General features: G+C 66.1%; 19 protein-coding genes. 14 read left to right on the plus strand and 5 right to left on the minus strand.

Annotated elements, in window-relative coordinates:
• Positions 1-20: 20 nt before the first annotated feature.
• Both B1A78_RS02700 and B1A78_RS02705 read left to right on the plus strand, forming a co-directional pair.
• Positions 21-1,034: a sugar kinase gene (locus B1A78_RS02700; RefSeq protein WP_077145473.1), complete on the plus strand. Its 1,014-nt coding sequence runs from the start codon at positions 21-23 to the stop codon at positions 1,032-1,034.
• Positions 1,021-2,535: a carboxylesterase/lipase family protein gene (locus B1A78_RS02705; protein WP_077145474.1), complete on the plus strand. Its 1,515-nt coding sequence runs from the start codon at positions 1,021-1,023 to the stop codon at positions 2,533-2,535. The genes B1A78_RS02700 and B1A78_RS02705 overlap by 14 nt, the downstream gene beginning before the upstream one ends.
• Here B1A78_RS02705 and B1A78_RS02710 read toward each other — a convergent pair.
• Genes B1A78_RS02710 through B1A78_RS02720 form a run of 3 tightly spaced genes read right to left on the minus strand, consistent with a single transcriptional unit; the run spans position 2,532 to position 5,282 of the window.
• Complete coding sequence (locus B1A78_RS02710) at positions 2,532-3,512, minus strand: alpha/beta hydrolase (protein WP_077145475.1); 981 nt, start codon at positions 3,510-3,512, stop codon at positions 2,532-2,534. The two genes, B1A78_RS02705 and B1A78_RS02710, sit on opposite strands and share 4 nt — an antisense overlap.
• A gap of 1 nt (position 3,513) precedes the next feature.
• Positions 3,514-3,909 carry a cupin domain-containing protein gene (locus tag B1A78_RS02715; RefSeq protein WP_077145476.1) on the minus strand — a complete coding sequence of 132 codons (396 nt, stop codon included), beginning with the start codon at positions 3,907-3,909 and terminating at the stop codon, positions 3,514-3,516.
• Positions 3,906-5,282, minus strand: a complete 1,377-nt coding sequence (locus B1A78_RS02720; RefSeq protein ID WP_144037654.1) for a pectate lyase — start codon at positions 5,280-5,282, stop codon at positions 3,906-3,908. The genes B1A78_RS02715 and B1A78_RS02720 overlap by 4 nt, the downstream gene beginning before the upstream one ends.
• A 258-nt stretch (positions 5,283-5,540) precedes the next feature.
• Here B1A78_RS02720 and B1A78_RS02725 point away from each other — a divergent pair, with 258 nt between their 5' ends.
• Positions 5,541-8,378 (plus strand): TonB-dependent receptor, encoded by a 2,838-nt coding sequence (locus B1A78_RS02725; protein ID WP_077145478.1) that lies wholly within the window; start codon positions 5,541-5,543, stop codon positions 8,376-8,378.
• Positions 8,379-8,472: 94 nt separating this feature from the next.
• On the plus strand, positions 8,473-10,068 hold the full coding sequence (locus B1A78_RS02730) for a family 43 glycosylhydrolase (RefSeq protein WP_077145494.1): 1,596 nt from the start codon (positions 8,473-8,475) through the stop codon (positions 10,066-10,068).
• Here the strand turns inward: B1A78_RS02730 and B1A78_RS02735 are convergent.
• Together B1A78_RS02735 and B1A78_RS02740 are read right to left on the minus strand one after the other, a co-directional pair.
• Positions 10,065-11,585 (minus strand): UxaA family hydrolase, encoded by a 1,521-nt coding sequence (locus B1A78_RS02735; RefSeq protein WP_077145479.1) that lies wholly within the window; start codon positions 11,583-11,585, stop codon positions 10,065-10,067. The two genes, B1A78_RS02730 and B1A78_RS02735, sit on opposite strands and share 4 nt — an antisense overlap.
• A 4-nt stretch (positions 11,586-11,589) precedes the next feature.
• A complete protein-coding gene (locus tag B1A78_RS02740; RefSeq protein ID WP_077145480.1) occupies positions 11,590-12,639 on the minus strand; it encodes a LacI family DNA-binding transcriptional regulator in 1,050 nt (349 codons plus the stop codon).
• A 147-nt stretch (positions 12,640-12,786) separates the two neighbouring features.
• On the opposite strand from B1A78_RS02740, the gene B1A78_RS02745 reads away from it, so the two are divergent.
• The 10 genes from B1A78_RS02745 to B1A78_RS02790 all read left to right on the plus strand — a co-directional run bounded on the left by B1A78_RS02745 (position 12,787) and on the right by B1A78_RS02790 (position 26,770).
• Positions 12,787-13,581 carry a 2-keto-4-pentenoate hydratase gene (locus B1A78_RS02745; RefSeq protein ID WP_306171640.1) on the plus strand — a complete coding sequence of 265 codons (795 nt, stop codon included), beginning with the start codon at positions 12,787-12,789 and terminating at the stop codon, positions 13,579-13,581.
• 25 nt (positions 13,582-13,606) lie between these two features.
• On the plus strand, positions 13,607-14,923 hold the full coding sequence (locus B1A78_RS02750; protein ID WP_077145481.1) for an MFS transporter: 1,317 nt from the start codon (positions 13,607-13,609) through the stop codon (positions 14,921-14,923).
• Positions 14,920-16,332, plus strand: a complete 1,413-nt coding sequence (gene uxaC, locus B1A78_RS02755; RefSeq protein WP_077145482.1) for a glucuronate isomerase — start codon at positions 14,920-14,922, stop codon at positions 16,330-16,332. Before B1A78_RS02750 ends, uxaC begins: the two co-directional genes overlap by 4 nt.
• A 68-nt stretch (positions 16,333-16,400) precedes the next feature.
• Positions 16,401-17,651, plus strand: coding sequence for a mannitol dehydrogenase family protein (locus B1A78_RS02760; RefSeq protein ID WP_256837432.1), 1,251 nt, complete (start codon positions 16,401-16,403; stop codon positions 17,649-17,651).
• A gap of 57 nt (positions 17,652-17,708) precedes the next feature.
• Positions 17,709-18,047, plus strand: coding sequence for a DUF485 domain-containing protein (locus tag B1A78_RS02765; protein WP_256837434.1), 339 nt, complete (start codon positions 17,709-17,711; stop codon positions 18,045-18,047).
• The gene (locus tag B1A78_RS02770; protein ID WP_077145483.1) at positions 18,044-19,756 is read left to right on the plus strand and encodes a cation acetate symporter; all 1,713 of its coding nucleotides are present in this window, start codon (positions 18,044-18,046) and stop codon (positions 19,754-19,756) included. The genes B1A78_RS02765 and B1A78_RS02770 overlap by 4 nt, the downstream gene beginning before the upstream one ends.
• Before the next feature lie 224 nt (positions 19,757-19,980).
• A complete protein-coding gene (locus B1A78_RS02775; protein WP_077145484.1) occupies positions 19,981-22,281 on the plus strand; it encodes a TonB-dependent receptor in 2,301 nt (766 codons plus the stop codon).
• Positions 22,282-22,284: 3 nt separating this feature from the next.
• Positions 22,285-23,571, plus strand: a complete 1,287-nt coding sequence (locus B1A78_RS02780; protein ID WP_077145485.1) for an MFS transporter — start codon at positions 22,285-22,287, stop codon at positions 23,569-23,571.
• Complete coding sequence (locus B1A78_RS02785; RefSeq protein ID WP_077145486.1) at positions 23,568-25,193, plus strand: carboxylesterase/lipase family protein; 1,626 nt, start codon at positions 23,568-23,570, stop codon at positions 25,191-25,193. Before B1A78_RS02780 ends, B1A78_RS02785 begins: the two co-directional genes overlap by 4 nt.
• Entirely contained in the window at positions 25,190-26,770 is a 1,581-nt protein-coding gene (locus B1A78_RS02790) for an AMP-binding protein (protein ID WP_077145487.1), read from the plus strand. Before B1A78_RS02785 ends, B1A78_RS02790 begins: the two co-directional genes overlap by 4 nt.
• The last annotated feature ends 36 nt before the right edge of the window (positions 26,771-26,806 follow it).

Genomic DNA, 26,806 nt, shown 5'->3' on the forward strand with positions numbered 1-26,806 from the left:
AGGCGGCGAATGGAGTGGGGATGGCAGAGGGTAAACTCGTCTTTTTCGGCGAATTGCTGATCCGCCTCACCGCGCCGGGCAACGAATTGCTGATGCAATCGCCTGCGCTGTCGCTCCACGTCGGCGGCGCCGAGGCGAATGTCGCGATCGGGCTCGCGCATCTCGGCCATGACTGCGCGATGGTGGGCAAGATTCCTCCCAACGCTCTGGGTCGCGGAGCGGTGGCGGCGGTGCGCGGCGCGGGCGTCGATTGCACCGCCGTCACGCTATCGCCGGGGCGGATGGGGCTCTATTTCCTGAGCGTCGGTGCGGGGCTGCGCGCGTCCGAGATCGTCTATGATCGTGCGGGGTCGAGCTTCGCCGCGACCGGGCCCGCGGATTATGATTTCGACGCGTTGCTGCGCGGCGCGAAACTGCTCCACCTGTCGGGTATCACACCTGCGCTCGGGCCGCGCTCGGCCGAGGCGACGCTCGCGGCGGCGCGCGCGGCGAAAAGGCTTGGCGTGCCGGTCAGCTTCGATGGCAATTATCGCGCGATGCTCTGGGAGGCGTGGGACAGCAATCCGCGCGCGATCCTGTCCGAACTCATCGGACTTGCCGATATCCTCTTCGGCAACCACCGCGACCTGTCGCTGGTGCTCGGCCGCGAATTTTCGGGCGAGGGCGAGGATCGGCGGCGCGAGGCGGCCGATGCGGGCTTTGCCGCTTTCCCCGACCTCAAGCTGATCGCCTCGACCGCGCGGCACACGATGTCGGCCGACCACCACCGCATTGCGGCGCGGGTCGACCTGCGGGACAGCGCACACCAGACCGACGAGATCGACGTCACCGGCATCGTCGACCGCATCGGCGCGGGCGACGCCTTTGCCGCCGGGGTGCTGCATGCCTGGCTGGACGGGGGCGACGCCCGTGCGATGGCCGACAGCGGCCTCGCGCTCACCTGCCTCAAACATAGCTTGCCCGGAGATGCGAGCCGCTTTAGCCAAGCGGATATCGACGCATTTCACGGGGGAGGGCTCGATGTCCGGCGCTGAGCCGATTGGTCGTCGCAAGCTGCTCGGCGGGGCGGCAGGGTTGGTTTTGCTGTCATACGCCGCGCCGTCATGGGCGCAGGCCGTCAATGCGACGATCGCCGCAGCCGACGGCACCTATCACAGCAAGCCGCGCAAGGACAATGAGCCGCTATGGGCCGCCGCCTACCTCGGCATTCGCTATGCACGCGCCGAACGCTTTCGCGCCCCGGTGCCGGTGCTGGCGGCCGAACAGCCCTTTACGGAGCAAGGGGAGTTCGGCCCCGCCTGTCCGCAGGCGGGCGACCGCTACCAGCCGCAGTCCGAGGATTGCCTGTTCCTCAACGTCTGGACGCCAGCCACACCTGCGAAGAAGCCGCGCGCGGTGATGGTCTATTTCCATGGCGGCGCCTATTCTTCGGGCAGCGTCACCGATCCGCTCAACGACGGCGCGAGGCTGGCAGCGCAGGGCGACGTCGTCGTCGTGACGGTCAACCACCGGCTGAATGCTTTCGGCTATCTCTATCTGCCCGATCGCTTTCCCGACAGCGGCAATGCGGGGCAGCTCGACCTGATCGTCGCGCTCCAATGGGTGAAGCGCAATATCGCGGCTTTCGGCGGCAATCCGGCCAATGTTACCGTCTTCGGGCAGTCGGGCGGCGGCGCCAAGATCGCGACGCTGATGGCGATGCCCGAGGCGGCGGGGCTGTTCCACAAGGCGATCACGATGAGCGGGCAACAGGTCACCGCCTCGGGTCCGCTCAACGCGAGCAGGCGCGCGGCGGCGTTCCTCGACAAATTGGGGGCGGGTGTCGATCCCGCAACCGCGCCGGTCGAACGGCTCGTGGCGGCGCTGTCGGCGACCGACCCGATCATCGGCGGCGGGGTCTATATGGGGCCGGTGCTCGACATGAAGCATCTGACGCGCCATCCCTTCTGGCCCGATCCCGCGCCGCAGTCGCTCGGCATACCGATGATGCTCGGCAATACGGTGATGGAAACGCGCGCCTTCTTCGCCGCCGACGGCAAGCAGCTGTCGGGCCTCAGCTATGATAATCTCGCCGCGCGGATCGGGCCCGAGATGCGCGTCGATATCGATCCGGTCTGGGTCGTCGCGCAGTTTCGCACACGCTACCCGGGCGCGCAGCCACTCGAGCTGTTCCACCGCATCGTCACCGCAGCGCGCAGCTGGCGCGGACAGGTCGAGGAGGCCGAGGCGCGCGCGCGCGCCGGGGCGCCGGCCTTCGTCTACCAGCTCGACTATATGGACGCGAAGCACGCCGACGATATCGCGCTCGTCTTCGGCACCGGACCCGACCAGTCGACGTGCAAGAACCAGGTGAGTGCGGCGATGATGGCGGCCTTCACGCGCTTCGCGAAAACGGGCAATCCGGGCTGGGCGGCCTATGACCTCAAGAAGCGGCGGACGATGATCTTCGACGCCTACGCGCGCGTAGAAGACAATCCGCGCGCGTGGGAACGCGAGCTGTTCGCGCGCGTGCCCTATATCCAGCCGGGCAGCTAGACGATCTTTCGCGCCGCGAGCCAGTTCCAGTAAAGCTCGGGCCAGGTCGCGACGGGAAGTCCCGCGGTCTTCATCAGCCCGAAGCCATGACCGCCCTCGGCAAAATAATGCGCTTCGCAAGCGACGCCGAACGTCCGCGCGGCGGTGTGGAGGCGCAGGCTGTTATCGACCTTCACGACATCGTCGTTCTCGGCATGGAGCAGGAAGAGCGGCGGCATGTCGGCGCGGAGTTGCTGCTCGGGCGAATAGAGCGCCTGCCGCGCGGCGTCGGGGGCGGGGCCGAGCAGTTTCTCGCGGCTGACCGCGTGCGCGATCGCCGGATCCATCGATACCACCGGATAGAAAGCCGCGAGCGTATCGGGGCGTGCAGAGAGGGTATCGGCGGCGTCGACGGGAGCGTAGACCGGTGCATCGAAGCGCGTCAGCAGGCTCGTCGCGACATGACCGCCCGCCGAAAAGCCGCCGAAGGCGACGCGCGCCGGATCGATGCCGTCGGTCTTGGTGCGGCTGCGCACCAGTCGCGCCGCGCGCTGGGCATCGACGAGCGGGACGTTCGATCGGTCGGCCCAGCCGTCGCCGGGCAGGCGGTAGAAGAGGACATAGACGGTGACGCCGCGATCGCGCAGCCAGCGCGCGAGCTCATAGCCTTCCTTGTCGACGACGACGTAGCGATAGCCGCCGCCGGGGGCGAGGATCACCGCAGCACCATTCGGTTTTTCGGGGCGGAAGATGTCGAGACGCGGGCGAGTGATGCCCTGCAGCATGCGGTCGCTGGCGTTCGGGTCGTCGCTGCGCTGGACCATGCTTTCGACGAGGCCCGGCGGCACCGCCAGATGACCTTCGGGCCACAGCGCGATGCTGGCGTCGGGGACGAGTCCGGCGGGGCGCGTCCAGCCGGTCCTGGCGCGCGCACTGCCCGCCGCGACCAGCGGCAGGGTCAGTCCGGCGGCGAGCAGGAGGCGACGCCCGAAGCGCATCCTATTCGGCCGCTCTGTTGGGATAGGCGATGATCAGCACCAGCGGTTCGTCGCCGGTCTGGCGGATGCCGACCTTGGCACCCTTGTAGAGCCAGGCCGCGGTGCCGGCCTTGAGTTCCTTTTCCTCGCCGTCCGAATGGACGATGCCGGTACCCGACAGGACGTAATAAATCTCGTCATGGTCGATCGGATGCACGCCGATCGCGGCGCCGACGTGCAGCGCGCGCTTGCGAAATTCGAAGCTGCGCGGCGCGGGGGCCTGGTCGCTGATCCGCCAGGCGGTCGACATGCCGATCGCGCCGTGCGGCGGGGCTTCCTCGCGCACCGTCTCGGCCTCGTCGATCACGACCATCGCGGGGGCGGCTGCGGCGAGCAGCGCGGTGAGAAACATGCTCATTGGGCCGCCCTCGACGCACGATCGCGCGGCGATAATATTTCCTGCGGCATCGGCGCGGTCTGGGCGGGGTAGAGACCCGACTTGGGCTCCATCGTCGCCAGGTCCCAATCGCCCTCGACAAAGGGCGCCTTTACCGCGGGCTTCACCTTGGGATAGCCGCTCACTTCCTTTTCGTCGTCGATCACTTCGCCGCGCCCTTCGGCGACGAAGAAGAGGATGCGGATTTCCTCGGCATCGCGCGCCCAGGGCCGCGCGCCCGCGGTCGCGAGCACCGAGGTTTCGACGTCGCGCACCGGCAGGATCCTGTACCCGGCGATCGGGGCCAGCGGCGCCTTGGCGCGGATCAGCTGCGCGCGCGTTTCGCCATAACGGCCGACTTCGGGGAGCGCCACGCCATGGCGATCGACCGCCAGATTGTCCTTGCCATAATATTCGAGGTCGCTGTCGCCGCCGAGCATCAGGAAGGGCAGGTCGCGATCGGTGTCGTTGCCGCCGCGCATCACATTGCCGACCGCGGTGATCTGGCCGGTAACATAGTCGTGGCCGACCCATTCGAGGTTCATCAGGTTGTAGTGCACCGCGCGATGCTGCGGGTTGTAGATCAGATTGTTGATCATCAGCGCCTGCGCACCGCCCTTGATCAGCGGGTTGCGCTCGACATTATGCGCCCAGACGTTGCGGTAGAAGACGATGCCCGTCGCATTGTCGTGGATCAGCGATCCCTTGCTATGCTCGCCCTTGGGATGGCTCGCGTCGGCGAGGCCCTCCGCAGCAAGATTGTTCGAGAAGGTGATGTTGTGGCTGGTGCCCCGACGCCACTCCGCGACGCTGTTGCCGGTGAAGCGCGGCCCCGACGCCGACATATTCTCGTCGATCGCCCACAGGAAGGTGCAATGGTCGATGATCACATTGGCGGCGCCGACGGTCGAAAAGGCGTCGGCCTCCCACCCGCTGCGCTTCGGTTGGCCATCGACCCCGGTGTAGACGCGCAAGTGGCGAAGGATCACGTCATGCGTCTTCACGTCGAAGCCGGTGCGAATCAGCGTGATGCCTGGGCCCGGCGCGGTCTGTCCCGCGATGGTCAGGAAGGGGTGGACGATGTCGATCGTCGTGCGGCCCATGTCGATCACGCCCCCGACTTCGAACACGATGATGCGCGGTCCGGGGGTCTCGATCGCTTCCTTGAGCGATCCTGGGCCGTCGGGGGCGAGGGTGGTCACGCGCAGGATTTTGCCGCCGCGACCGCCGGTCGTCTGCGCGGCCGGCCCCACCGCGCCGGGGAAGGCGAGCGGCGCCGAATCGGCGGCGAGTACGGGGGTGGCGACGATCGCGGGCGTCAGCAAAAGCGCTGCAAGCCACAGCTTTTTCAGCATCCTGCCTCTCCTTTTCATTGGGGTATTGACACAGGTGTCACATTCCTTCAATCTTCCTGACACCGGTTACCCCAACCGGTCAACGAGAAAATATTGTTGGGGAGAGGGCAATGAATGGCCCGTCGCGAAATCGCGACGGCATTGCTTCACTCTCTTTAATTTCTGGACAAAGGATCGGGGCGATCAACTTTGTCACGCAAAGTAACCGGTGTCATTTGGCCTGAGGTGGCGGATGGACTGGTAAAAGGGAGGAACATGATGGCTATTCACGCAATGCAGGGCGTCCGCAATTTGAGCAGGTTGGCGTGCGGCGTATCGCTCGCCGTGCTGGCGGTGTCGCCGGCCTATGCGCAGGATACCGCAACCGATGCCGCCGCGCCGGCGGACGAAGTGTCGACCGAGGACGAAATCGTCGTCACGGGTTTCCGCGCTTCGCTCGACAAGGCGCTCGACGTCAAGCGCGACTCGGTCGCTGCGGTCGATGCGATCGTCGCCGAAGATATCGCCAAATTCCCCGACCAGAACCTGGCCGAATCGCTGCAGCGCATCCCGGGCATCACCATCCAGCGCGATGGCGGCGAAGGCCGCGGCATCACGGTGCGCGGGCTCGGTTCGCAATTCACCCGCGTCCGCGTCAACGGCATGGAAACCGTCGCGACCTCGACCGACGGTGCGTCGGCGAACCGCGACCGTGCCTTCGACTTCAACGTCTTCGCGTCCGAACTGTTCAGCTCGATCGTGGTGCACAAGACCGCATCGGCCGAACTCGACGAAGGCTCGCTCGGCGCCGTGGTCGACCTCAACACCGGCAACCCGCTCGCGGGCAAGAGCGGCTTCACCGCCGCGCTCTCGGCGCAGGCAAGCTATAACGACCTGTCGGACAAGACCGGCCCGCGCGTCGCCGGCCTGCTCAGCTGGGTCAACGACGCGGGCACGCTCGGCTTTGCGGTGTCGGCCGCCTATTCGGACCAGAAAACGCTCGAAATGGGCAACAACAGCGTCCGCTGGGCGCAGGCGCGTTTCGACTCGGTCGACGGCACGCCCTGCTGGACGACCGCTAATTCGGGCGGCACCTATATCCCAAGTGCGGCGTGCGACGCGGTGTCGCTGGCCTTTCACCCGCGCATCCCGCGCTACGGCGAAATCAGCCACGACAAGAAGCGCCTCGGCATCACCGGGTCGATCCAGTTTGCGCCGACCGATGCGACCAAGATCTCGCTCGATGGTCTTTATTCGAGCTTCAAGCACCAGCGCCGCGAGCGCTGGGCCGAAGTGCTGCTGCGCAGCAACGAGCGCTCGATCAACGTCAGCGATTATGAAATCGACGACGACAACAATCTGATCTCGGCGACACTCGACGACGCCTGGGTGCGTACCGAGCATTATCTGCGCAAGGCGAAGACCGAATTCTACCAGGTCGGCGCGACCTGGGACCAGGATGTCAGCGACAGCTTCCGCTTCACCCTGCTCGGCGGTATGTCGAAATCGACCGCTTCGATCCCGCTCGAAACGACGATCGTCTTCGACGACCGCGACGCGCAGGATTATCGCTATGATTATAGCGATATGGCGAAGCCGCTGCTGACCTTCGGGACCAGCGTGACCACTCCGTCGAACTTCCAGCTCGCCGAAATTCGCGACCGTCCGTCGGAGGTGGTGAACAAGTTCCGCACCGCGCAGCTCCGCACCGAATGGGATGTGACCGACGGGCTGACGGTCAAAGCGGGCGGCGTCTATCGCCGTTTCGACTTCTCCAGCATCGCCTTCACCCGCGACACGGTGGTGTGCGGCAACGGCGGCGTCGACCGTGTGCTCGGCACGCTGACCTGCTCGCCGAGCTCGGCTTTCGGTCCGGCCGCGGTCTATGGCTTTGCGGTCACGCCGGCGCTGTCGGAGATGTTCACGCTGCGCAATGCCGGCCAGCCGGCAGGCACGACGACCGAATGGCTCGTCGCCAACCTCGACGCGACGACCGCCTTCACCAATCTCTATGGCCGCACGCCGGTGCTCGACGCCGGCAACAACCGTGCGGTGCGCGAAGAGGTGACCGGCGGCTACCTGCAGTTCGACACCAAGGGCGAGATCGGCGGGCTGCGCTACGCGCTCAACGCCGGCGTGCGCTACGTCCACACCGACCAGACGTCGAGCGGGCTGACCAGCGGTGCGCTTGTCACGCTGAAGCGCAGCTATGAAGACTGGCTGCCTTCGGTGAACCTTGCACTCTTCCCGCATGACGACATCATCATCCGCGCTGCTGTCGCCGACGTGATGACGCGCCCGACGCTCGGCAATTTGACCCCGGGCGGTTCGGTCGACGGGTTCAACTATCGCATCAACTATGGCAACCCGTTCCTCGATCCGTTCCGTGCGACGGCCTACGACCTCGCGTTCGAATGGTATTTCGCGCCGCAGTCGATCTTCTCGGTCGCGCTGTTCAAGAAGGATATCGCAAGCTTCCCGGTCGCTACGACCACCAGTGGGACCTTCGCGTCGACCGGCCTGCCGCTGTCGGTAATCCCGCCGAGCAGCCCGGCGTCGATCAACCCCGAAGGCCAGCTGTGGACGATTACCTCGATCGGCAATGGCGAAGGCGCGAAGCTCAAGGGCGTCGAAATCTCGCTGCAGGCACCGTTCAAATTCCTGCCGGGCTTCCTGTCGAACTTCGGCGGCATCGCCAACGCGACCTTCGTCGACTCCGACGCCGATTATACGGTGGCGGGCCCGTCGGTGGTCCCGGGCGGCGCCAATGTTTCGGCGGTTCGCAACGGCACGCTCTTCAACCTGTCGAAGCGCGCCTATAACGGCACGCTCTATTATGACGACGGCAAGCTGAGCGCGCGTGCCTCGGTCAGCTATCGCAGCCGCTATGCCGATGCCAACAGCGGCACCGGCAACGTTTTCGAAGGCTATGGCTCGACGATCAACGTCGATGCGTCGATCCGCTATGCGATCACCGAGAATATCGAAATCTCGGTCGAGGGCATCAACCTGACCGACGAATATCGCTATCGCTTCACCGACATCGATGCCGATCGCAATTACGAGAATAATCATTTCGGCCGCACCTTCCTGTTCGGTGCGCGCGTCAAGATCTGATGTGAGAACTTAGTCCCGGAAAGGCCCGGTCTTCGCTTGCGGGGGCCGGGCCTTTGTTTTTCGGAAGGGAAGAGACGTGACCGATCGCCGCGAGATGTTGAAGCTGGCCGGGACGGGACTGCTCGGCGCGAGCCTTTCGGGACTGGGCGCATCGGCTGCGCTCGCGCAATCGTCCCCGCGTCCGGACGGCGTCGCCCCGGCATGGACGAAGGGCTTCGACGGCCAGCGCAAGGCCGACCTCGGCGACGGGCGCTTTCTGAACCCGATCATGGCCGGCGACCATCCCGATCCGTCGATCCTCAAGGACGGCGCCGATTATTATATGACCTTCTCGACCTTTGACTCCTATCCGGGGCTGGTCATCTGGCATTCGCGCGACCTGGTGAACTGGCGGCCGATCGGGCCGGCGCTGCACCGGAACATCGGGTCGGTGTGGGCGCCCGAACTCGTGAAGCACAAGGGCCGCTATTATCTCTACATCCCGACCAAGGGACCGAACACGAGCTGGGTTATCTGGGCCGACCGGATCGAGGGACCGTGGAGCGACCCCGTCGACCTCGGCCTGCCCAACCATATCGACCCCGGTCATGCGGTGGGCGAGGACGGGTCGCGCTGGCTTTTCCTGTCGGGCGGCGACCGGGTGCGGCTCTCCGAAGACGGCCTGTCGCGGATCGGCGAGCCCGAGCATGTCTATGATCCGTGGCGCTATCCGTCGGACTGGGTGGTCGAGGGTTTCGCGCCCGAGGGGCCGAAGATCACGCGCCATGGCGACTATTATTACATGGTCACCGCGGTCGGCGGTACCGCCGGCCCGCCGACCGGGCATATGGTGATCGCGGCGCGGTCGAAGTCGATCCACGGGCCGTGGGAAAATTGCCCGGCGAACCCGCTCGTCCACACCAAATCGGCGGGCGAGAAATGGTGGTCGCGCGGACATGCGACCTTGGTCGAGGGGCCGGCGGGCGACTGGTGGAGCGTCTATCACGGTTTCGAGAATGGCTATTGGACGCTCGGGCGGCAGGCGTTGCTCGATCCGGTCGAATGGACCGACGACGGCTGGTTCCGGATGACCGGCGGCGATCTTTCGCTGCCGATCACCAAGCCAAAGGGCGGAACGGTCGCGGGGCCGCACGGCATGGCGCTGTCGGACGATTTCAAGACGCTGGCGCTCGGCGCGAAATGGAATTTCTTCAAGCCAGGTCCCGGCGAGCGCGACCGCGCGCGCGTCGCGGACGGCGCGCTGGTGCTCGCGGCGCACGGCAAGGCACCGTCGGATTCCTCGCCGCTGCTGCTGATCGCGGGCGACCAGGCATACCGGTTTGAATGCGATATCGAGATCGCGCCGGGCGGGGTTGCCGGGCTGATCCTCTTTTACGACGAAAAGCTCTATTGCGGGCTCGGCTTCGACGGCGAGAAGTTCGTCACGCACCAATATGGCATCGAGCGCGGTCGGCCGGTCAATCCGCATGGCCGCGCCATGCGGATGCGCGTGACCAACGACCGCCATATCGTCACCTATGACACCAGTGGCGATGGCGGGAAGACCTGGGTCAGGTTCGACCGCGGCATGGAGGTGTCGGGGTACCACCATAATGTGCGCGGCGGTTTCCTGATGCTGCGCCCCGGGCTCTATTCGGCGGGGGGTGGAGCGGCGAAGTTTCGCTACTTTCGCTTCGAGGCGCTCGATTAGAGCGTCACGCCCGATTTCCAGATCGCTATGTCGCGTTCCTCGTTGGCCTCGGCGCGCGTCGCGGCGCCCGAGGCGGTAGCGACGATCAGGTCGAGCAATGCATCCGATGCCGCGTCGAACCCGTCGGTGAGCACCTGCCCGGCGTCATAATCGATCCAGCCCGCCTTGCGCTGCGCTAGCACGCTGTTCGACGCGATCTTGAGCGTCGGGGCGGGGAAGCCGAGCGGGGTGCCGCGACCGGTGGTGAAGAGGATCATGGTCGCGCCGGCAGCGGTCAGCGCGGTCGACGATACGGCGTCGTTACCCGGCGCCTCGAGCAGGGTGAGGCCGGGGAGCGTCGCCTCGCCGCCGTAGGGCCGGACGTCGACGAGCGGCACCTGGCCGCCCTTTTGCACCGCGCCGAGCGACTTTTCCTCGAGCGTGGTAATGCCGCCGGCGATATTGCCGGGCGAGGGATTCTCGCTCACCGGCTCGCCGTGGCGGATGAAATATTGCTTGAAGTCGCGCACGAGATCGGCGGTCCGGTCGAAGACGTCGTACGACACCGCGCGGTCCATCAGCATCTGTTCGGCGCCAAAAATCTCGGGGATTTCGGTGAGGATCACCTTGCCGCCCGCGTTTGCGACGGCGTCGGCCATGCGCCCGACGAGCGGGTTGGCGGTGAGCCCCGACAGCCCGTCCGACCCGCCGCATTTGACCCCGAGGGTGAGCGCGGAGAGGGGGACGTCGCTGCGTATCGTGGTGGCGGCGAGCTCGGCCAGTTCGTCGATGAGGGTGAGTGCAGCTTCGAGATCGTCCTCGACCGCCTGCGCCGACAGCGTGCGGATCGACGCGCGGCGTTCGGCGGGGATGGTTTCGAGCAGCGCATCGATTTGGTTGCTCTCGCAGCCGAGCCCGACGATCAGCACCCCGCCGGCATTAGGATGCTGCGCCAGCGCGGCGAGCAGCGCGCGGGTATGGCCGAGGTCGTCGCCGAGCTGCGAGCAGCCGAACGGATGCTTGAAGGCGTGGACGCCGTCGATGCGCCCGGCGTGGCGCTCGCCCGCGATCCTCGCGGCGCGTGCAGCGAGATTACCGACGCAGCCGACTGTCGGCAGAATCCAGATTTCGTTGCGCGTGCCGACGCGGCCGTCGGCGCGGCGATATCCCGCGAAGCGGCGTTCGCCAAGCTCCGGGGTAGGCGAGGCGGTCGTCGCAGGGGCGTCGTAGTTATAGGAATCGTCGCTGCTCAACGCAGTCGCGAGATTGTGGCTATGGACATGCGCGCCCGCGGCGATGTCGGTCGTCGCGACGCCGATCGGAAAGCCGTATTTGATCACCGCCGCGCCGCGCGCGATCGGGGCGAGGGCGAATTTATGGCCGCGCGGGATTGCGCCGATCAGCGCGATCGCTTGCCCCTCGACGTGCACCCGTTCACCCGCTGCGCCGTCGGACAAGCAGGTCGCAACGCTGTCGGCGGGATGGACGCGCAGCGCGGTTACCGGTGTCAACGCTGCAGCAGGGAGGGGGGCGACCATGGTGTCAGCGCTTCGGCCCGGCGACCGATTGCCGCTCGACGAAGGTCGAGGCCATGACATTCGGCTCGTCGGCGGGTCTGGAGATGATATCGAGGAAGTCGGGCACCAGGATGCGCGCGGCGCGTACCCCCATTTCGCGGATCGGCCAGCGCACGGTGCTCAGCGCGGGCCAGATATGCGTCGCGGTCGGGCTGTCGTCGAAGCCGATGATCGACAGGTCGGTCGGCACCGCGATGCCCTTGCCATGCGCGACGCTCATCACGCCCGCGGCCATTTCGTCGTTGGAGCAGAAGATCGCGGTCGGCGGCGCGGCTAGCGATAGCAGCGCTTCGCCCGCCTCGATCCCCGCGGTGTAGCGGTAATTGCCCGGCGCCGAATATTCGGCGGGGAGCGTCAGCCCGGCGTTCGACAGCGCCTCGTGGAATCCACTTTCGCGCTCGGCGGCCGAGCGGAAGCCGACCGGGCCGCGCACGAAGCCGATGCGGCGATGGCCGAGTTCGACGAGCTTGCCGACTGCCTCGGCGACGACTTCGCGGTCGTTCGAGGAAACGCAATGTTTCGCGTCGTCGAGTTGCGCCGAGCCGACGCGCACATAGCGGACACCCAAATCCTCGCAGAGCGCGGCGAGTTCGTCATTCTCCGAAATCGGCGGCAACAGCATCGCGCCGATCGGGCGCTGCTTTTCGAGGAACACGCGCACATCGTCGAGCATCCGGTCCGATCCGCGATCCACCGGGCGGACGAGCAGTGCGAGGTCGCTGTCCTTGATCGCGTCGAGCACGCCCTGCTGGAAATTGAGCACGGTTTGCGCGTTCGGATTGTCGTGGAGCAGCGCGATCAGGAAGTTGCGGCGAAAGGCCAGCGCGCGCGCCTGCGGGTTGGGAACAAAGCCGAGCATCTTGATCGCCTGCTCGACCGCCTGCCGCGTCTTGTCGGTAATGAATTCGGACCGGTTGATGACCCGGCTGACCGTCTTTTTCGAGACGCCGGCGAGCGCTGCGACATCGTTGATCGTCGGTTGCTTGCCGCTTTTTTCCCGCGTGCGTGGCGCCATGGACGTTTCACTTTTCCTGTGCATGCCCGGTTGGTCCGGCACGCCTGTTTCCTAGTGAGCGCTGCCCCGCATAAAATCAACTGCGGTGATGGCTATTCGCTTGCTTTTGACACCGGTGTCTCTTACAGGAATTTTCGGATGAGGGAAATGACAAAGATGCTGGCAACGAGCGAACAACAGGCCATAGCCCAAGCGTTTCTGGCTGCACGCGCCGCAAAGACACCGCTTACCGACTATCCCGGTGCCATGCCGCAGGGGCTGGACGAGGCCTATGCGATTCAGGATAGCGCGATTGCGCTCGACGGGCGCGCGATCGGCGGCTGGAAGGTCGGGCGCATCGCCGACGACCTCGTCGCGCGTTACGGCGGCAACCGCATCGCCGGACCGATCTTCACCGACGAGATCGTCGACGCCGCCGACGGCGCAGCACCCGCCATGCCCGTTTATGGGGAAGGTTTCGCCGCTGCCGAGGCCGAGGTGCTGCTGCGTTTCGGCGATGTCGGAACGCGCGACTATGACATCGTCTCGATCCGCGACGCGATCACCGAGGTGCGCACCGGGATCGAGATCGCGAGTTCGCCTTTTCCCGGGATCAACCAGCACGGCCCCGCGGTCACCGCGTCGGACTATGGCAACAACAAGGGACTGGTCCTAGGCCTGCCGATCGCCGGCTGGCGCGACGTCGACCTGATTACGATGCCGGTCGAATTCCGCATCGATGGCGAACGGATCGGCGCGGCGACGATGGAAACGATGCTCGACGGCCCGTTCGGGTCGGCGCTGTTCCTGATCCGCGCCCTGCGCGCGCGCGGCATCGCCATCCCGCCCGGGACCTGGGTTTCGGCGGGTGCGATCACGGGGGTGCATGAAATTCGACCCGGCCAGAGTGCCGAGGCGCTGTTCGACGGAAAAATTCGCGTCGGCTGCACAATCACAGGCTAACAAGAGCCGATAACGGGAGAGATAGATGGCACAGGCAATCGCGGACGGAGGTACGGCGTCGCCGGTGCCCCGGGCGGGACGGTATCGCTGGCTGATCGTCGCGGTGCTCTTCGCCGCGACCACGGTCAATTATATCGACCGCACCATGCTTGGCCTGCTCAAGACGGACCTCACCGGCGAATTCGGGTGGAGCGAGAATGACTATGGCAACATCGTCACCGCCTTCCAGGCCGCCTATGCGCTCGGTTTCCTCGTCATGGGCTGGCTGATCGATCGCTTCGGTCCCAAGGTCGGCTATGCGATCGCGATCAGCATCTGGACGATCGGCCATGTCGCACATGGTTTCGCCTCGTCGGTCGCCTCCTTCATGATGGCGCGCATCGTCCTCGGGGTCGGCGAGGCGGGGCATTTTCCGTCGGTCGTCCGCGCGTCGAGCGAATGGTTCCCGCAAAAGGAACGCTCTTACGCCATCGGCTGGGTCAACAGTGCGACGACGATCGGGGTGATCCTGACCGCGCCGACGATCTGGTTGTTCATGGTCTGGATGGGCTTCGACTGGCGTCAGACCTTCATCTACACCGGCGCCTTCGGCATCGTCCTGCTGCTGCTCTGGCTGTGGCTCTACAGCAACCCGCGCGAGAGCGGGAAGGTCAGCGAGGCCGAACTCGCGTGGATCGAACATGATCCGCCCGAACAGATCGAGCGTCTCGGCTGGAGCGCGATCGTCACCAAGCGCGAAGCCTGGGCCTATGCGATCGGCAAGTTCCTGACCGACCCGGTGTGGTTCCTGATGCTCTTCTGGCTGCCCAGCTATTTCATCGCCACCTATGATGTCGACCTGAAGGTCGTGCTGCTGCCGATGATCATCATGTACCTCTTGTCCGACGTCGGCAGCATCCTCGGCGGCTGGGTGTCCTCGAAGCTGATCCAGCGCGGGCGCAGCGTAAATTTTGCGCGCAAGGTCACGATGCTCGGTGCCGGCTGCTGCGTGCTCCCGCTGCTGTTCGTCACCGGGCTCGACAATATGTGGCTCGCGGTGGTGCTGATCGGCATCGCGCTCGCCGGGCATCAGGCCTTTTCGTCGACGATCCTGTCGATCCCGCCCGACATGTTCCCGAAACGCGCGGTCGGGTCGGTGATCGGCCTTGGCGGTTTCGCGGGCGGCGTCGGCGGCATGATCATGGCCAAGTCCACGGGGCTCGTGCTCGACGCGACGAACGGCAATTACACGGTGATCTTCGCGGCCTGCACCACCGTCTATTTCCTCGCGGTGCTGGCGATCCACCTGCTCAGCCCGCGTCTTGCTCCCGTCACCGTCGAAAGCAAAGCCGCCGCCGTATGACCCGTCCGCTGACCCTGAACCCCGATCGCCTCTTTCCGTCGGATCCGGGGCAGCGCGATATCGCGCGGCGGCTCTATGCCGAAGTCGCCGGGCTGCCGATCATCAGTCCGCACGGCCACACCGACCCGCGCTGGTTCGCAGGCGACGCGTCCTTCGGCAACGCCGCCGAACTGCTGCTGCATCCCGATCATTATGTGTTCCGGATGCTCTATTCGCAGGGCGTGTCGCTCGACGCGCTGGGTATTCGCAACCCCGACGCCGATCCGCGCGAGAGCTGGCGGCTGTTCGCCGAACATTATCACCTGTTTCGCGGCACGCCGTCGCGGATGTGGATGGACTGGGTGTTCGCCGAGGCGTTCGGCATCGAGGTGCAGTTCGAGGGCGCGACGTCGGACCTCTATTATGACCGCATCACCGAGGCGCTCGCGACCGACGCCTTCCGCCCGCGCGCGCTCTTCGACCGCTACCGGATCGAGGTGATCGCGACCACCGAAAGCCCGCTCGACACGCTCGAACATCACGGCGTGATCCGCGCCGCGAACACAAGCGGCGAATGGGCGGGCAGGGTGATCACCGCCTATCGGCCCGATCCGGTGATCGACCCCGAGTTCGAAGGCTTTTACGCCAATCTCGCGCGCTTCTCCGAATTGAGCGGCGAGGATGCCTATAGCTATGCGGGCTATCTCGCCGCGCATCGCAGGCGCCGCGCCTTTTTTGCCGAGATGGGCGCGACCTCGACCGACCATGGCCATCCGACCGCCGCGACCGCCGCCCTGTCGCGCACCGAGGCCGAGGCGCTGTTCGCGCGGGTAACGCGCGCCGAAGTCAGCACCGCCGACGCCGAGCTGTTCCGCGCGCATATGCTGACCGTCATGGCGGGGATGAGCGTCGACGACGGGCTGGTGATGCAGATCCACCCCGGCGCCTTGCGCAACCATAACCCTTGGCTGTTCGACCATTATGGGCGCGACAAGGGCGCCGATATTCCGACCTCGACCGACTATGTCCACGCGCTGCGCCCGCTGCTCGGCAAATATGGCAATGAGGCGGGGCTGACGATCATTCTCTTCACGCTCGACGAGACCAGCTATGCACGCGAACTCGCGCCGCTCGCGGGCCATTATCCGGCGCTGAAGCTCGGCCCGGCCTGGTGGTTTCACGACAGCCCCGAGGGGATGCGGCGGTTCCGGGGTCAGGTCACCGAGACCGCGGGCTTCTACAACACGGTCGGCTTCAATGACGACACGCGCGCCTTCCTGTCGATCCCCGCGCGGCACGACGTCGCGCGGCGCATCGATTGCGGCTTCCTCGCGCAGCTGGTCGCCGAGCACCGGATGGAGGAATGGGAGGCCGCCGAACTCGCGACCGACCTTAGCTACAATCTCGCCAAGGCCGCGTACAAGCTGTGAGACTGTCGCCTGAAACCGTCCTGCCCGCATCGGTAGGGCGCCCGACCTATGCTCGTTCCGCGCCGGCCGTGGGCATCGTGCATATCGGCATCGGCGCCTTCCACCGTGCGCATCAGGCGGCCTATACCGACGATGCGATGGGCGCGGGCGACCGCGACTGGGGCATCGTCGGGGTGTCGCTGCGCTCTGGCGATGTCGCAGCGCAATTGAACCCGCAGGGCGGGCTCTACACAGTTGCGACGCGCAGCGTGGCGGGCAGCAGTTCGCGGGTGATCGGTGCGGTGCAGCAGGTGCTCGTGGCGTCCGAAGACCCGCAGGCGGTGGTCGATGCCATCGCGGCGCCGGCGACGCATATCGTCAGCTTCACCGTCACCGAGAAGGGCTATTTGCGCGCCGCCGACGGTTCGCTCGATCTGGATGCTGCCAAGGGGCCGTCGAGCCTCTATCGCTTCGTCGGCGCGGCGCTCGCGACGCGGTATACAGCGGGATTGTCCGGGCTGACGCTGCTCAGCTGCGACAATCTGGCGAACAATGGTGCGGTGTTGCGCCGGTTGATGCGCGAATATCTGGCGTCCGAGCACCCCGATCTCACCCGCTGGTTCGACGCCGCGTGCCGCTGTCCCGCGACGATGATCGACCGCATCGTTCCCGCGACGACCGAGACCGACCGCGCCGCGATCGAGGCCGAACTCGGCGTGCGCGACGAGGGCGCGGTGGTCACCGAGGGCTTCAGCCAGTGGGTGATCGAGGATGATTTCGCCGGGCCGCGCCCGCGCTGGGAAGCGGTCGGCGCCGAACTGGTGGCCGATGTCGCGCCCTATGAGACCGCGAAGCTGCGTATGCTCAACGGCGCGCATTCGGCGCTCGCCTATATCGGGCTCGGGGCGGGGCACGAGTTTGTCCATCAGGCGATCGCCGATCCCGCGATCCGGCCGGTGATCGAGACGCTGATGCGCTGCGAGGCCGCGCCGACGATCGACGCGGCGCCGGGGCAGGACCTGACCGCTTATGCCGATGCGCTGCTCGAACGCTTCGCCAATCCGGCGCTCCATCACCGGCTCATCCAGATCGCGATGGACGGCAGCCAGAAGATCCCGCAGCGCTGGCTCGAAACGCTCGCCTGGCACCAGCGGCGCGGGCGGCGCTGCCCGTCGCTGGAAGCCGCGATCGACGCGTGGATCGCTTTCCTGCAGGACGGCAGGCACCCCATCGACGACCCGCTCGCCGACCGGTTGCGCACGGCCGCGGCGGGCCCCGGCCCGAGACTGTCATTATTCGGCCCGAACGGCTTGCTCCCCTCCGAATGGACCCCCGATTAGGTCTTGGGTTTTTCGGCGCCTAACCGCATAGCTGGCTGAGCAAGCGGGAGACATGCTTTGGAACGACCGGGAGAAGGGCAGGAGGCAGAAGCCCCCGCCGGGACGCACGATATCGAACAGGACGAACGCTACCGGCGGCTGGTGACGACGCGGTCGCGCTTCGGCTGGCGGCTGACGATCCTGATGCTGGTGATCTATTTCGGCTATATCCTGCTGATCGCGTTCGAGCCGCACATCCTCGCGCGGCAGCTGGGCGACGGCGTGACCTCGCTCGGTATCCCGCTGGGGCTGGGGGTGATCCTCGCCGGCATCGCGCTCACCGCAATCTATGTCCGCCGCGCGAACAAGGTCTTCGACCGCGACCTCGATGCGCTGCGCAGGGATTATGGCGCATGAGCCGCTTTCCGGTCACGCGCACCGCGCTCATCCTTGCCGCGCTCGGCTGGCCCGCCGTGGCTGCCGCCGATGCGCTCACCGGCCAGACCGAGCAGCAGGCGGCGAACTGGCCCGCGATCCTGATGTTCTCGGCCTTCGTGCTCGCGACGCTCGGCATCACGCGCTGGGCGGCGGGGCGCGTGCGCAGCGCGTCCGATTTCTACACCGCGGGCGGCGGCATTACCGGCTTCCAGAACGGTCTCGCGATCGCCGGCGACTATATGTCGGCGGCGTCCTTCCTGGGCATTTCGGCGCAGATTTTCGCCGATGGCTATGACGGGCTGATCTATTCGACCGGCTTCCTCGTCGGCTGGCCGATCCTGCTCTTCCTGCTCGCCGAGCGGCTGCGCAACCTCGGCCGCTATACCTTCGCCGATGTCGCAAGCTTCCGTTTTGCGCAGACCCCGGTGCGGCTGTTCGCGGCGTTCAGCACGCTCGCGGTGGTACTTTTCTATCTGATCGCGCAGATGGTCGGCGCCGGGCAGCTGATCAAATTGCTGTTCGGGCTGCCCTATACCTATGCGGTGCTGATCGTCGGCGCGCTGATGACCTGCTATGTGCTGTTCGGCGGGATGATCGCGACGACCTGGGTCCAGATCATCAAGGCGGTGATGCTGCTCGGCTGCGCCAGCTTTATGGCGTTTGCGGTGCTATGGAACTTCGGCTTCTCGCCCGAGGCGCTGTTCGCCAAGGCGGTCGAGATCAAGACCGGGATCGCGGCGGCGGGCGGCGCGGCGCCCGAAGAAGCGGCCGCCAAAGGCCTGTCGATCATGGGGCCGGGCGGCTTCATCAAGGACCCGCTGTCGGCGATCAGTTTCGGCATGGCGCTGATGTTCGGGACCGCGGGCCTGCCGCACATATTGATGCGCTTCTTCACCGTCCCCGACGCGAAGGAAGCGCGCAAGTCGGTGCTGTGGGCGACCGGCTGGATAGGCTATTTCTATATCCTGACCTTCATCATCGGCTTCGGTGCGATCACTTTCGTCGCATCGAACCCCGATTATCTGATGCCCGATGGCACGCTGAAGGGCGGGGGCAATATGGCCGCGATCCATCTCGCCTCGGCGATCGGCGGCGACATCTTCCTCGGCATCGTCAGCGCGGTCGCTTTCGCGACGATCCTCGCGGTGGTCGCGGGGCTGACGCTGTCGGGCGCCTCGGCGGTGTCGCACGACATTTACGCTTCGGTGGTCAAGAAGGGCGCGGCCAATTCGGCCGACGAACTCAAGGTCTCGCGCTACACCGTGCCGGTGCTCGCGATCCTCGCGATCCTGCTCGGCATCGCCTTCGAGAAACAGAATGTCGCCTTCATGGTCAGCCTCGCTTTCGCGCTTGCCGCATCGGGCAATTTCCCGGTGCTGGTGATGTCGCTTTTGTGGGATGGCTGCACGACGCGCGGCGTGGTGGTCGGCGGTTTCGTCGGGGTGGTGCTGGCGCTGGTGCTGACGATATTGTCGCCGGCGATCTGGGTCGCGGTGCTGGGCCATGCCGAGCCAATCTTCCCGTACAGCTCGCCGACGATCTTCTCGATGACCGCGGCCTTCCTGACGATCTGGCTGGTGTCGTTTGCCGACAAGAGCGGGAGGGCGACGGTCGACCGGGCGGGCTATCCGGCGCAGCGCGTCCGCGCCGAAACCGGCATCGGCGCGGCGGGGGCTTCGGACCACTAGACGCCGAATCATCGCTGCGATTTTGGCACCCGGCCTAGCAGGGCGGCGCTGAGCCGCGGCCGCGGTAACCCCGTTTCGCCCCCAATTTCTGCCTAACTTCACACTGAAAACGCGTTTTCGGAATAATATTCACACTCGTGAGAGTGAATATTGACTCGCTTGCGAACCCCCGGCATAAACCTCCCAGATGCCGACATCCGATCGGCGCGATATGGGAGAGCGTGATGAGGGCAATGTTCTTGGCGTCCGTTTGTGCGGGCGCGCTGTTCACCATTCCGGCTGCGGCGACTGCGCAGGAAACGGAAACCACCGCACCGCAGGCCGAAGAAACCGACGACGACGGGTCGATCATCGTCACCGCGACGCGCCGCGCCGAGCGCATCCAGGACGTGCCGCTCAGCATCTCGGCCTATTCGCAGGAAGAGCTGACCGAGAAGGGCATCGTCGGTTACGAGGGTATCGGGCGCGAGACGCCGGGCGTCGTGCTCAACAAGCCGACCGCGAATTTCAACAATTTCACCGCGCGCGGCATCGCGACCAACGGTTACAACGCCAACCTGCAAAGCTCGGTCGCCATCTATATCGACGAGCTGCCGGTCTCGACGATCGGTAATACCACCGTGGTCGATCCGAACCTGTTCGACGTCGAGCGCGTCGAATTCCTGCGCGGGCCGCAGGGCACGCTCTTCGGATCGGGCTCGCTGTCGGGCGCGATGCGCATCTTGCAGAAGAGCCCCGACCTCAACGATTTCGACACCGCGGCGCTCGTCGATTTCGGGCTGACCGGATCGGACAGCTTTCGCCAGCGCTATAATGCGATGGTCAACGTCCCGCTGGTCGAGGACCGGCTGGCGGTGCGCGCGGTCGGTTTCTACCGCGACGAGGAAGGCTATCTCGACAATGTCGGAACTGGGATCAAGAATTCGAACACGCTGATCGATTATGGCGGCCGCCTGATCCTGATGTGGAAACCGACCGACCGGTTGTCGGTCAAGCTGCTCGGCAGCTATGAGTATAGCAATCCCAAGGACAGCTCGCTGACCCTTCCGTCGCTGGGCCGCAACAAGCGCGTTTCGGACGAGCCCGACCGCTTCACCGGCAAACAGGCGATCGCCAATGCGACGATCGATTATGAGTTCGATTTCGCCAAGCTCACCAGTTCCTCGACCTATTCGGATTTCGACCAGCGCTTCTATGTCGACCTTGCGGGCACGTTTGCGCCGGGCTCCTTCCCGGGTGCGCCGATCGCCTTCGGGCTCGACGCCGACGGCTATGACAAGGTGTTCGTGCAGGAAACGCGCCTCGCCTCGACGCTCGACGGGCCGTTCGAATTCGTGCTCGGCGGCTTTTACCTCAACCGCCGCCGCGACGTCGATTTCTTCTATCGCTCGAACCTCGCCTTCCTCGCGGCGCGGGGATTGACGGGGCTGCCCGACAAATATTTCCAAAAGATCTTCACCCATTCGAAAAGCGACGAGATCGCCGGGTTCGGCGAGCTGACCTATCGCTTTTCGGACAAGTTCTGGCTGACCGGCGGGATGCGCTACGGCGAGACATCGGCGCAGAGTTTCACCGAGGCCGGGGGTTATCTCGCGACGGCGTTCGGGTTCAACTATTATGATTTTGCGCTGCTCGGCATCCCGGTGAACTTCAACACTTTCACCCCTTATGCCGCAGTCGAGGGCATCAAGGCGAAGGGATCGAAGCCGTCGTGGAAGGCGAGCGCGACCTTCAAGCCGAGCGACAGCCTGACCACTTACGCCACCTTCTCGACCGGTTTCCGCGCGCCGATCGTCAATGCGCGCGCCGGCGCCGCGAGCCTGGTCGATCCGAACGACATCATCATTCCGTTCGGCGCGACGTCGGACAGCCTGAAGAGCTATGAGATCGGTGCGAAGGGTCGCTGGCTTGGCGGGCGCGTGTCGATCAACACCGCCTTCTACCTGATCGACTGGAGCAATATCCAGGCGCAGGCGAACCGCGTGTCGGACTCGGTGCAGTTCGCGACCAATATCGGCGCGGCGCGCAGCAAGGGCTTCGAGTTCGAGGTCAGCGTGATCCCCGCGACGGGCGTGACGATCGGCTTCAACGGCGCGTATAACGACAGCAAGATCACCAAGCTGTCGGCCGCCGAGGCGGCGATTTCGGGCGCGGTGCTCGGGCACCGGCTGTCGGCGCCGCGGATCCAGGGGTCGGCCTATATGAGCTATAATTTCAAGATCGGGTCCGACGTCGATGCGATGCTGGCGGTCAACGCGCAGCATATCGGCGGGTATAACAGCAGTTTCCCGAACACGCCGGGACGGCCGAACCAGCCGCTCTCGACCTTCGGCGAGACCGACGCGTACAGCAACGTCAACATGAGCCTGGGGCTCAAGAAGGGCGATATCTCGGCGCAGCTTTACGTCGAAAATCTCTTCGACGATCATTCGATCACCTATATCCATCCGGAGGCCTTCCTGGTGAGCCGCTTCGGCACGATGCGGCCGCGCACCTTCGGCATCCGCCTCGGCTACAGCCTCTAAGCCGTGGCGACCGACACGCTCTCGCCTCCCGCCACGCAGCCGGCCACGCGGCCCGGCTTCGTGCTCGGGATGCTCTGCTTCGTCTATGTGCTGAACTTCCTCGACCGGCAGCTGCTGTCGATCCTGGCCAAGCCGATCCAGGACGCGCTGCAGATCAGCGACGGCCAGCTCGGGCTTATCAGCGGGCTCTATTTCGCGATGTTCTATTGCTTCATCGCGATCCCGGTCGGCTGGTTCGCCGACCGGACGAGCCGCGTCGGGGTGCTGTCGGTCGCCTGCGCGGTGTGGAGCGGTGCGACGGTGGCGTGCGGCATGGCCGCCAATTACACCCAGCTCGCGATCGCGCGCATGGTCGTCGGCTTCGGCGAGGCGGGGGGCGTACCGCCCTCCTATGCGATCATCACCGACACCTATCCGCCGGGCAAACGCGCCGCGGCGCTCGGCATCTTCAACCTAGGGCCGGCGATCGGCGCGGCGGCGGGGGTCGCGTTCGGAGCGGCGATCGCCGAGCATTTCGGCTGGCGCATCCCCTTTATCGCGGTCGGCCTGATTGGCGTCGTCACGGCGCTGATCGTGTGGCTGACGGTGCGCGAGCCGGCGCGCGGCGCGACCGATGTCGCGGGACCGGTGGCAGTGGAAAAGGCCGATTTCTGGCAGACGGTGCGCATGTTCCTGTCGCATCCGGTGCTGATGCTCGCGGCATTGGGCAGCGGCGCAACGCAGTTCGTTACATACGGCCTCGGCAATTTCGCGGTGCTGTTCCTGATGCGCGAAAAGGGTATGGAACTGGGCGATGTCGCGATCTGGTACGCGCTGGTTCTGCTGATCGGCATGGGCGGCGGGATGATCGTGTCGGGGCGCGTGATCGACAAGATGGTTCGCAAATCCCGCGCCGGTTATGCGATCGCCCCGGCGCTGTCGCTGGTCGTCGCGATGCCTTTCTACATTGGTTTCGTCTGGGCACCCGGCTGGCCGCTCGCGCTCGCGCTGCTGACCGTCGTGATGGTGTTCAACTATTTCTATCTCTCTGCGTCGGTCGCGCTGGTGCAGGAGGAAGTGAAGCCCAACCAGCGCGTCCTGGCGGGGGCGCTGCTGCTGCTGATCATGAATTTCATCGGGCTGGGGCTGGGGCCGACATGGGTCGGCTTCGCGAGCGACTGGTTCACTGCGCAGGGCGCGGCGCATGGGCTGCAGTCGGCGCTCTACACGCTGACGCCTTTCTACGTCGTCGCGATCGGGCTGTTCCTGTGGCTCGCGGCGCGGCTCCGCCGGCAGGAGGCTTTGGCATGAAGGCGATGGGTAGCGCGCTACTGGCGGCCGGGATGGTCATGGCGACGCCTGCATTGGCCGCGCCGACGGTCGAGGCGCCTGCGGGCACGGTCGAGGGCAAGAGCGTCGGCAAACTGCGCGTGTTCAAGGGCATTCCCTATGCCGAGGCACCGGTGGGTCCGCTGCGCTGGAAGCCGCCGGTGGCGCTCCCCGCCTGGCCGGGCGTGCGCAAGGCGCAAAGCTTCGGCGTCGCGTGCATCCAGCCGCGGCCGACCGCGATCGGCATCTATACCAACCCGCCTGCCAAGGTTTCGGAGGATTGTCTGACGCTCAACATCTGGGCGCCCGAGGCGGCCAAGGACGCGCCGGTGATCGTGTGGATCCATGGCGGCGCGCTGACCAACGGGTACAGCCATGAGGGCATGTACGATGGCGCGAAGCTCGCCGCGCGCGGGGCGGTGATCGTGTCGATCAATTACCGGCTCGGCGCGCTCGGCTATCTGGCGCATCCCGAACTCAGCAAGGAATCGCCCGACGGCGTGTCGGGCAATTACGGGCTGCTCGACCAGATTGCGGCGCTTGAGTGGGTGAAGGCCAATATCGGCGCCTTCGGCGGCGATGCCGGCAATGTCACCATCGCGGGCGAGTCCGCAGGGGCATTGAGCGTCATGTATCTGATGACCGCGCCCAAGGCGCGCGGACTGTTTCACAAGGCGATCGCGCAGAGCGCCTATATGATCTCGACCCCGTCGCTGCGCGAGGCGCGGCATGGTGAGGTTCCCGCCGAGACGATGGGCATGAAGGTCGCCGCCGCGCTGGGCGCCGCCGATCTCGCGGCGCTGCGCGCGATGGATGCCGCCGCGCTCAACGACGGCGCGCTCAAGGCGGGCTATTTTCCCTGGGGTACCGTCGACGGCCAGATATTGCCGCGCCAGCTGGTCGACAGTTTCGACCGCGGCGAGCAGGCACCCGTGCCGATGATCGCGGGCTTCAATATCGGCGAAATCCGCTCGCTGCGCATGCTCGCGCCGCCCGCGCCTGCCAATGCGGGGGGCTATGAAGCCGCGATCCGCGAACGCTATGGCGATCTCGCCGATGCCTGGCTCAAGCTCTATCCCGCGAAAGACCTGAACGAGGCGGTGATCGCGACGACGCGCGATGCGCTCTACGGCTGGACCTCGGAGCGGCTGGCGGTGAAGCAGACGGGGCTCGGGCAGAACGCCTATCTCTACCTGTTCGACCATGGCTATCCGGCCGCGAGCGAGGCGGGGCTGCACGGCTTTCATGCGGCCGAAATCCCTTATGTGTTCGGCACCGCGACCGACACGCCGCCTTACTGGCCGAAAATCCCCGACACCGTGGCCGAAAAGCGCTTCGCGACCGCGATGGGCGATTATTGGGTGTCCTTTGCTAAGACCGGCAAGCCCGAGGCGGCGGGGCAGGCGGCGTGGAAACCCTATGGCGAGGGTGCTGCCTTTCTGGCCTTTGCCGATATGCCGCGCCCGGGCGCGCGGCTGATGCCGGGCATGTACAAGCTGCACGAGGCAGCGATGTGCCGCCGCCGCGCCGCGGGCAATGTCGCCTGGAACTGGAACACCGGCATCCTCTCGCCGGTGCTCGCGAAGGGCGCCGATTGTCCATGATCGACGGCAGCATGCAGGATTATCCGCTGACCCTGAACCGCTTCCTCGACCATGCCGCGCGCTGGCATGGCGAGGCCGAGGTGGTGAGTGCGCGCGACGACGGCAGAGTGGCGCGCGTCAACTACACGGCGCTGCGGACGCGCAGCCTCGCGATCTCGTCGCTGCTCGGCGGCTTCGGCATCGGGCAGGGCGACCGCGTCGCGACGCTGGCGTGGAACAGCGCCGCGCATGTCGAGCTGTGGTATGCGGTGATGGGCATGGGCGCCGTGTGCCATACGCTCAACCCGCGCCTCACCGGGCCGCAGCTCGCGTCGATGGCGGTGCAGTCGGGCGCGAAGCTATTGGTTGCGAGCGCCGACCTGCTGCCGCTCGCCAAGCTGATCGCCGAGCGTGCGCCGGCGATCGAGCGGATATTGCTGATCGACGGTGCGGCAAGCGAGGGCGGCGGCGTGCCGGTGGTGGAGCTGGAAAGCCTTATCGCCGACGCACCCGGCGGCGCGGTCTGGGGCGATTTCGCCGAGACCGCTCCCGCCGGGCTCTGCTTCACGTCGGGCACCACCGGCGCACCCAAGGGCGTGACCTACACGCACCGCGGCAGTTTTCTCCACACGATGCGTAGCCTGCAGGCCGACGTCATGGCCTTTACCAGCCGCGACGCGGTGCTCGCGGTCGTGCCGATGTTCCATGCCAATGCCTGGGGCCTGCCCTTCGCTTTGCCCGCAGTCGGCGGCAAGCTCGTGTTGCCGGGGCGGCAGGCCGACGGCGCGAGCCTCGCGCGGCTGATCGCGGCGGAAGGCGTGACGATCGGGGTCGGGGTGCCGACGGTATGGCTCGGGCTCGTCGAACATCTCGAGGCCGCGGGCGGCGAATTGCCGTCGCTCAAACGCCTGATCGTCGGCGGCGCGCCGATGGCGCCGGCGCTGATGGAACGGCTCGAGAAGCGGCTCGGCGTTGCGGTGCAGACGAGCTGGGGCATGACCGAATTGTCGCCGCTCGGCGTCATCGCGCCGCCCGACGATCCGTTGCGGAGCGCGGCGGTGTCGGGGCGGCCGGCGATCGGCGTCGACCTGCGGCTCACCGACGCGGCCGGCACGCCGCTCGCCGAACAGCGCGGCGGCGAGGGGCATCTGTATGTGCGCGGCGCGTCGGTGGTCGATCGCTATTTCGGCGAGGAGGCGCCCGCGACCGATGCCGAGGGCTGGTTCCCGACCGGCGACCTCGCGCGCATCGACACCAAGGGCAATCTCATCATCACCGGCCGCGCCAAGGACCTGATCAAGTCGGGCGGCGAATGGATCAACCCTGCCGAGATCGAGGCGGTGGTCGGCGCGCTGCCGCAGGTGTCGCTCGCCGCCGTCATCGGCCGGCAGGACGCCAAATGGGGCGAGCGCCCGGTGCTGCTGGTCGAGATGCGCGGCGGCGAGGAGATCGACGATGCGGCGCTGCTTGCGCCGCTCGCGGGGCGTGTCGCGCCTTGGTGGATTCCGGATGCGGTGGTGCGGCTCGCCGCCATGCCGCTGGCGCCGACCGGAAAAATCGATAAGATTCGCTTGCGGACCGAGCATGGAGCGGGTTGAGCGGGCGTCGGCGCGGGGCGCTGCGGAACAGGGATC

It is taken from the genome of Sphingopyxis sp. KK2 (assembly GCF_001990265.1).
Classification (GTDB): domain Bacteria; phylum Pseudomonadota; class Alphaproteobacteria; order Sphingomonadales; family Sphingomonadaceae; genus Sphingopyxis.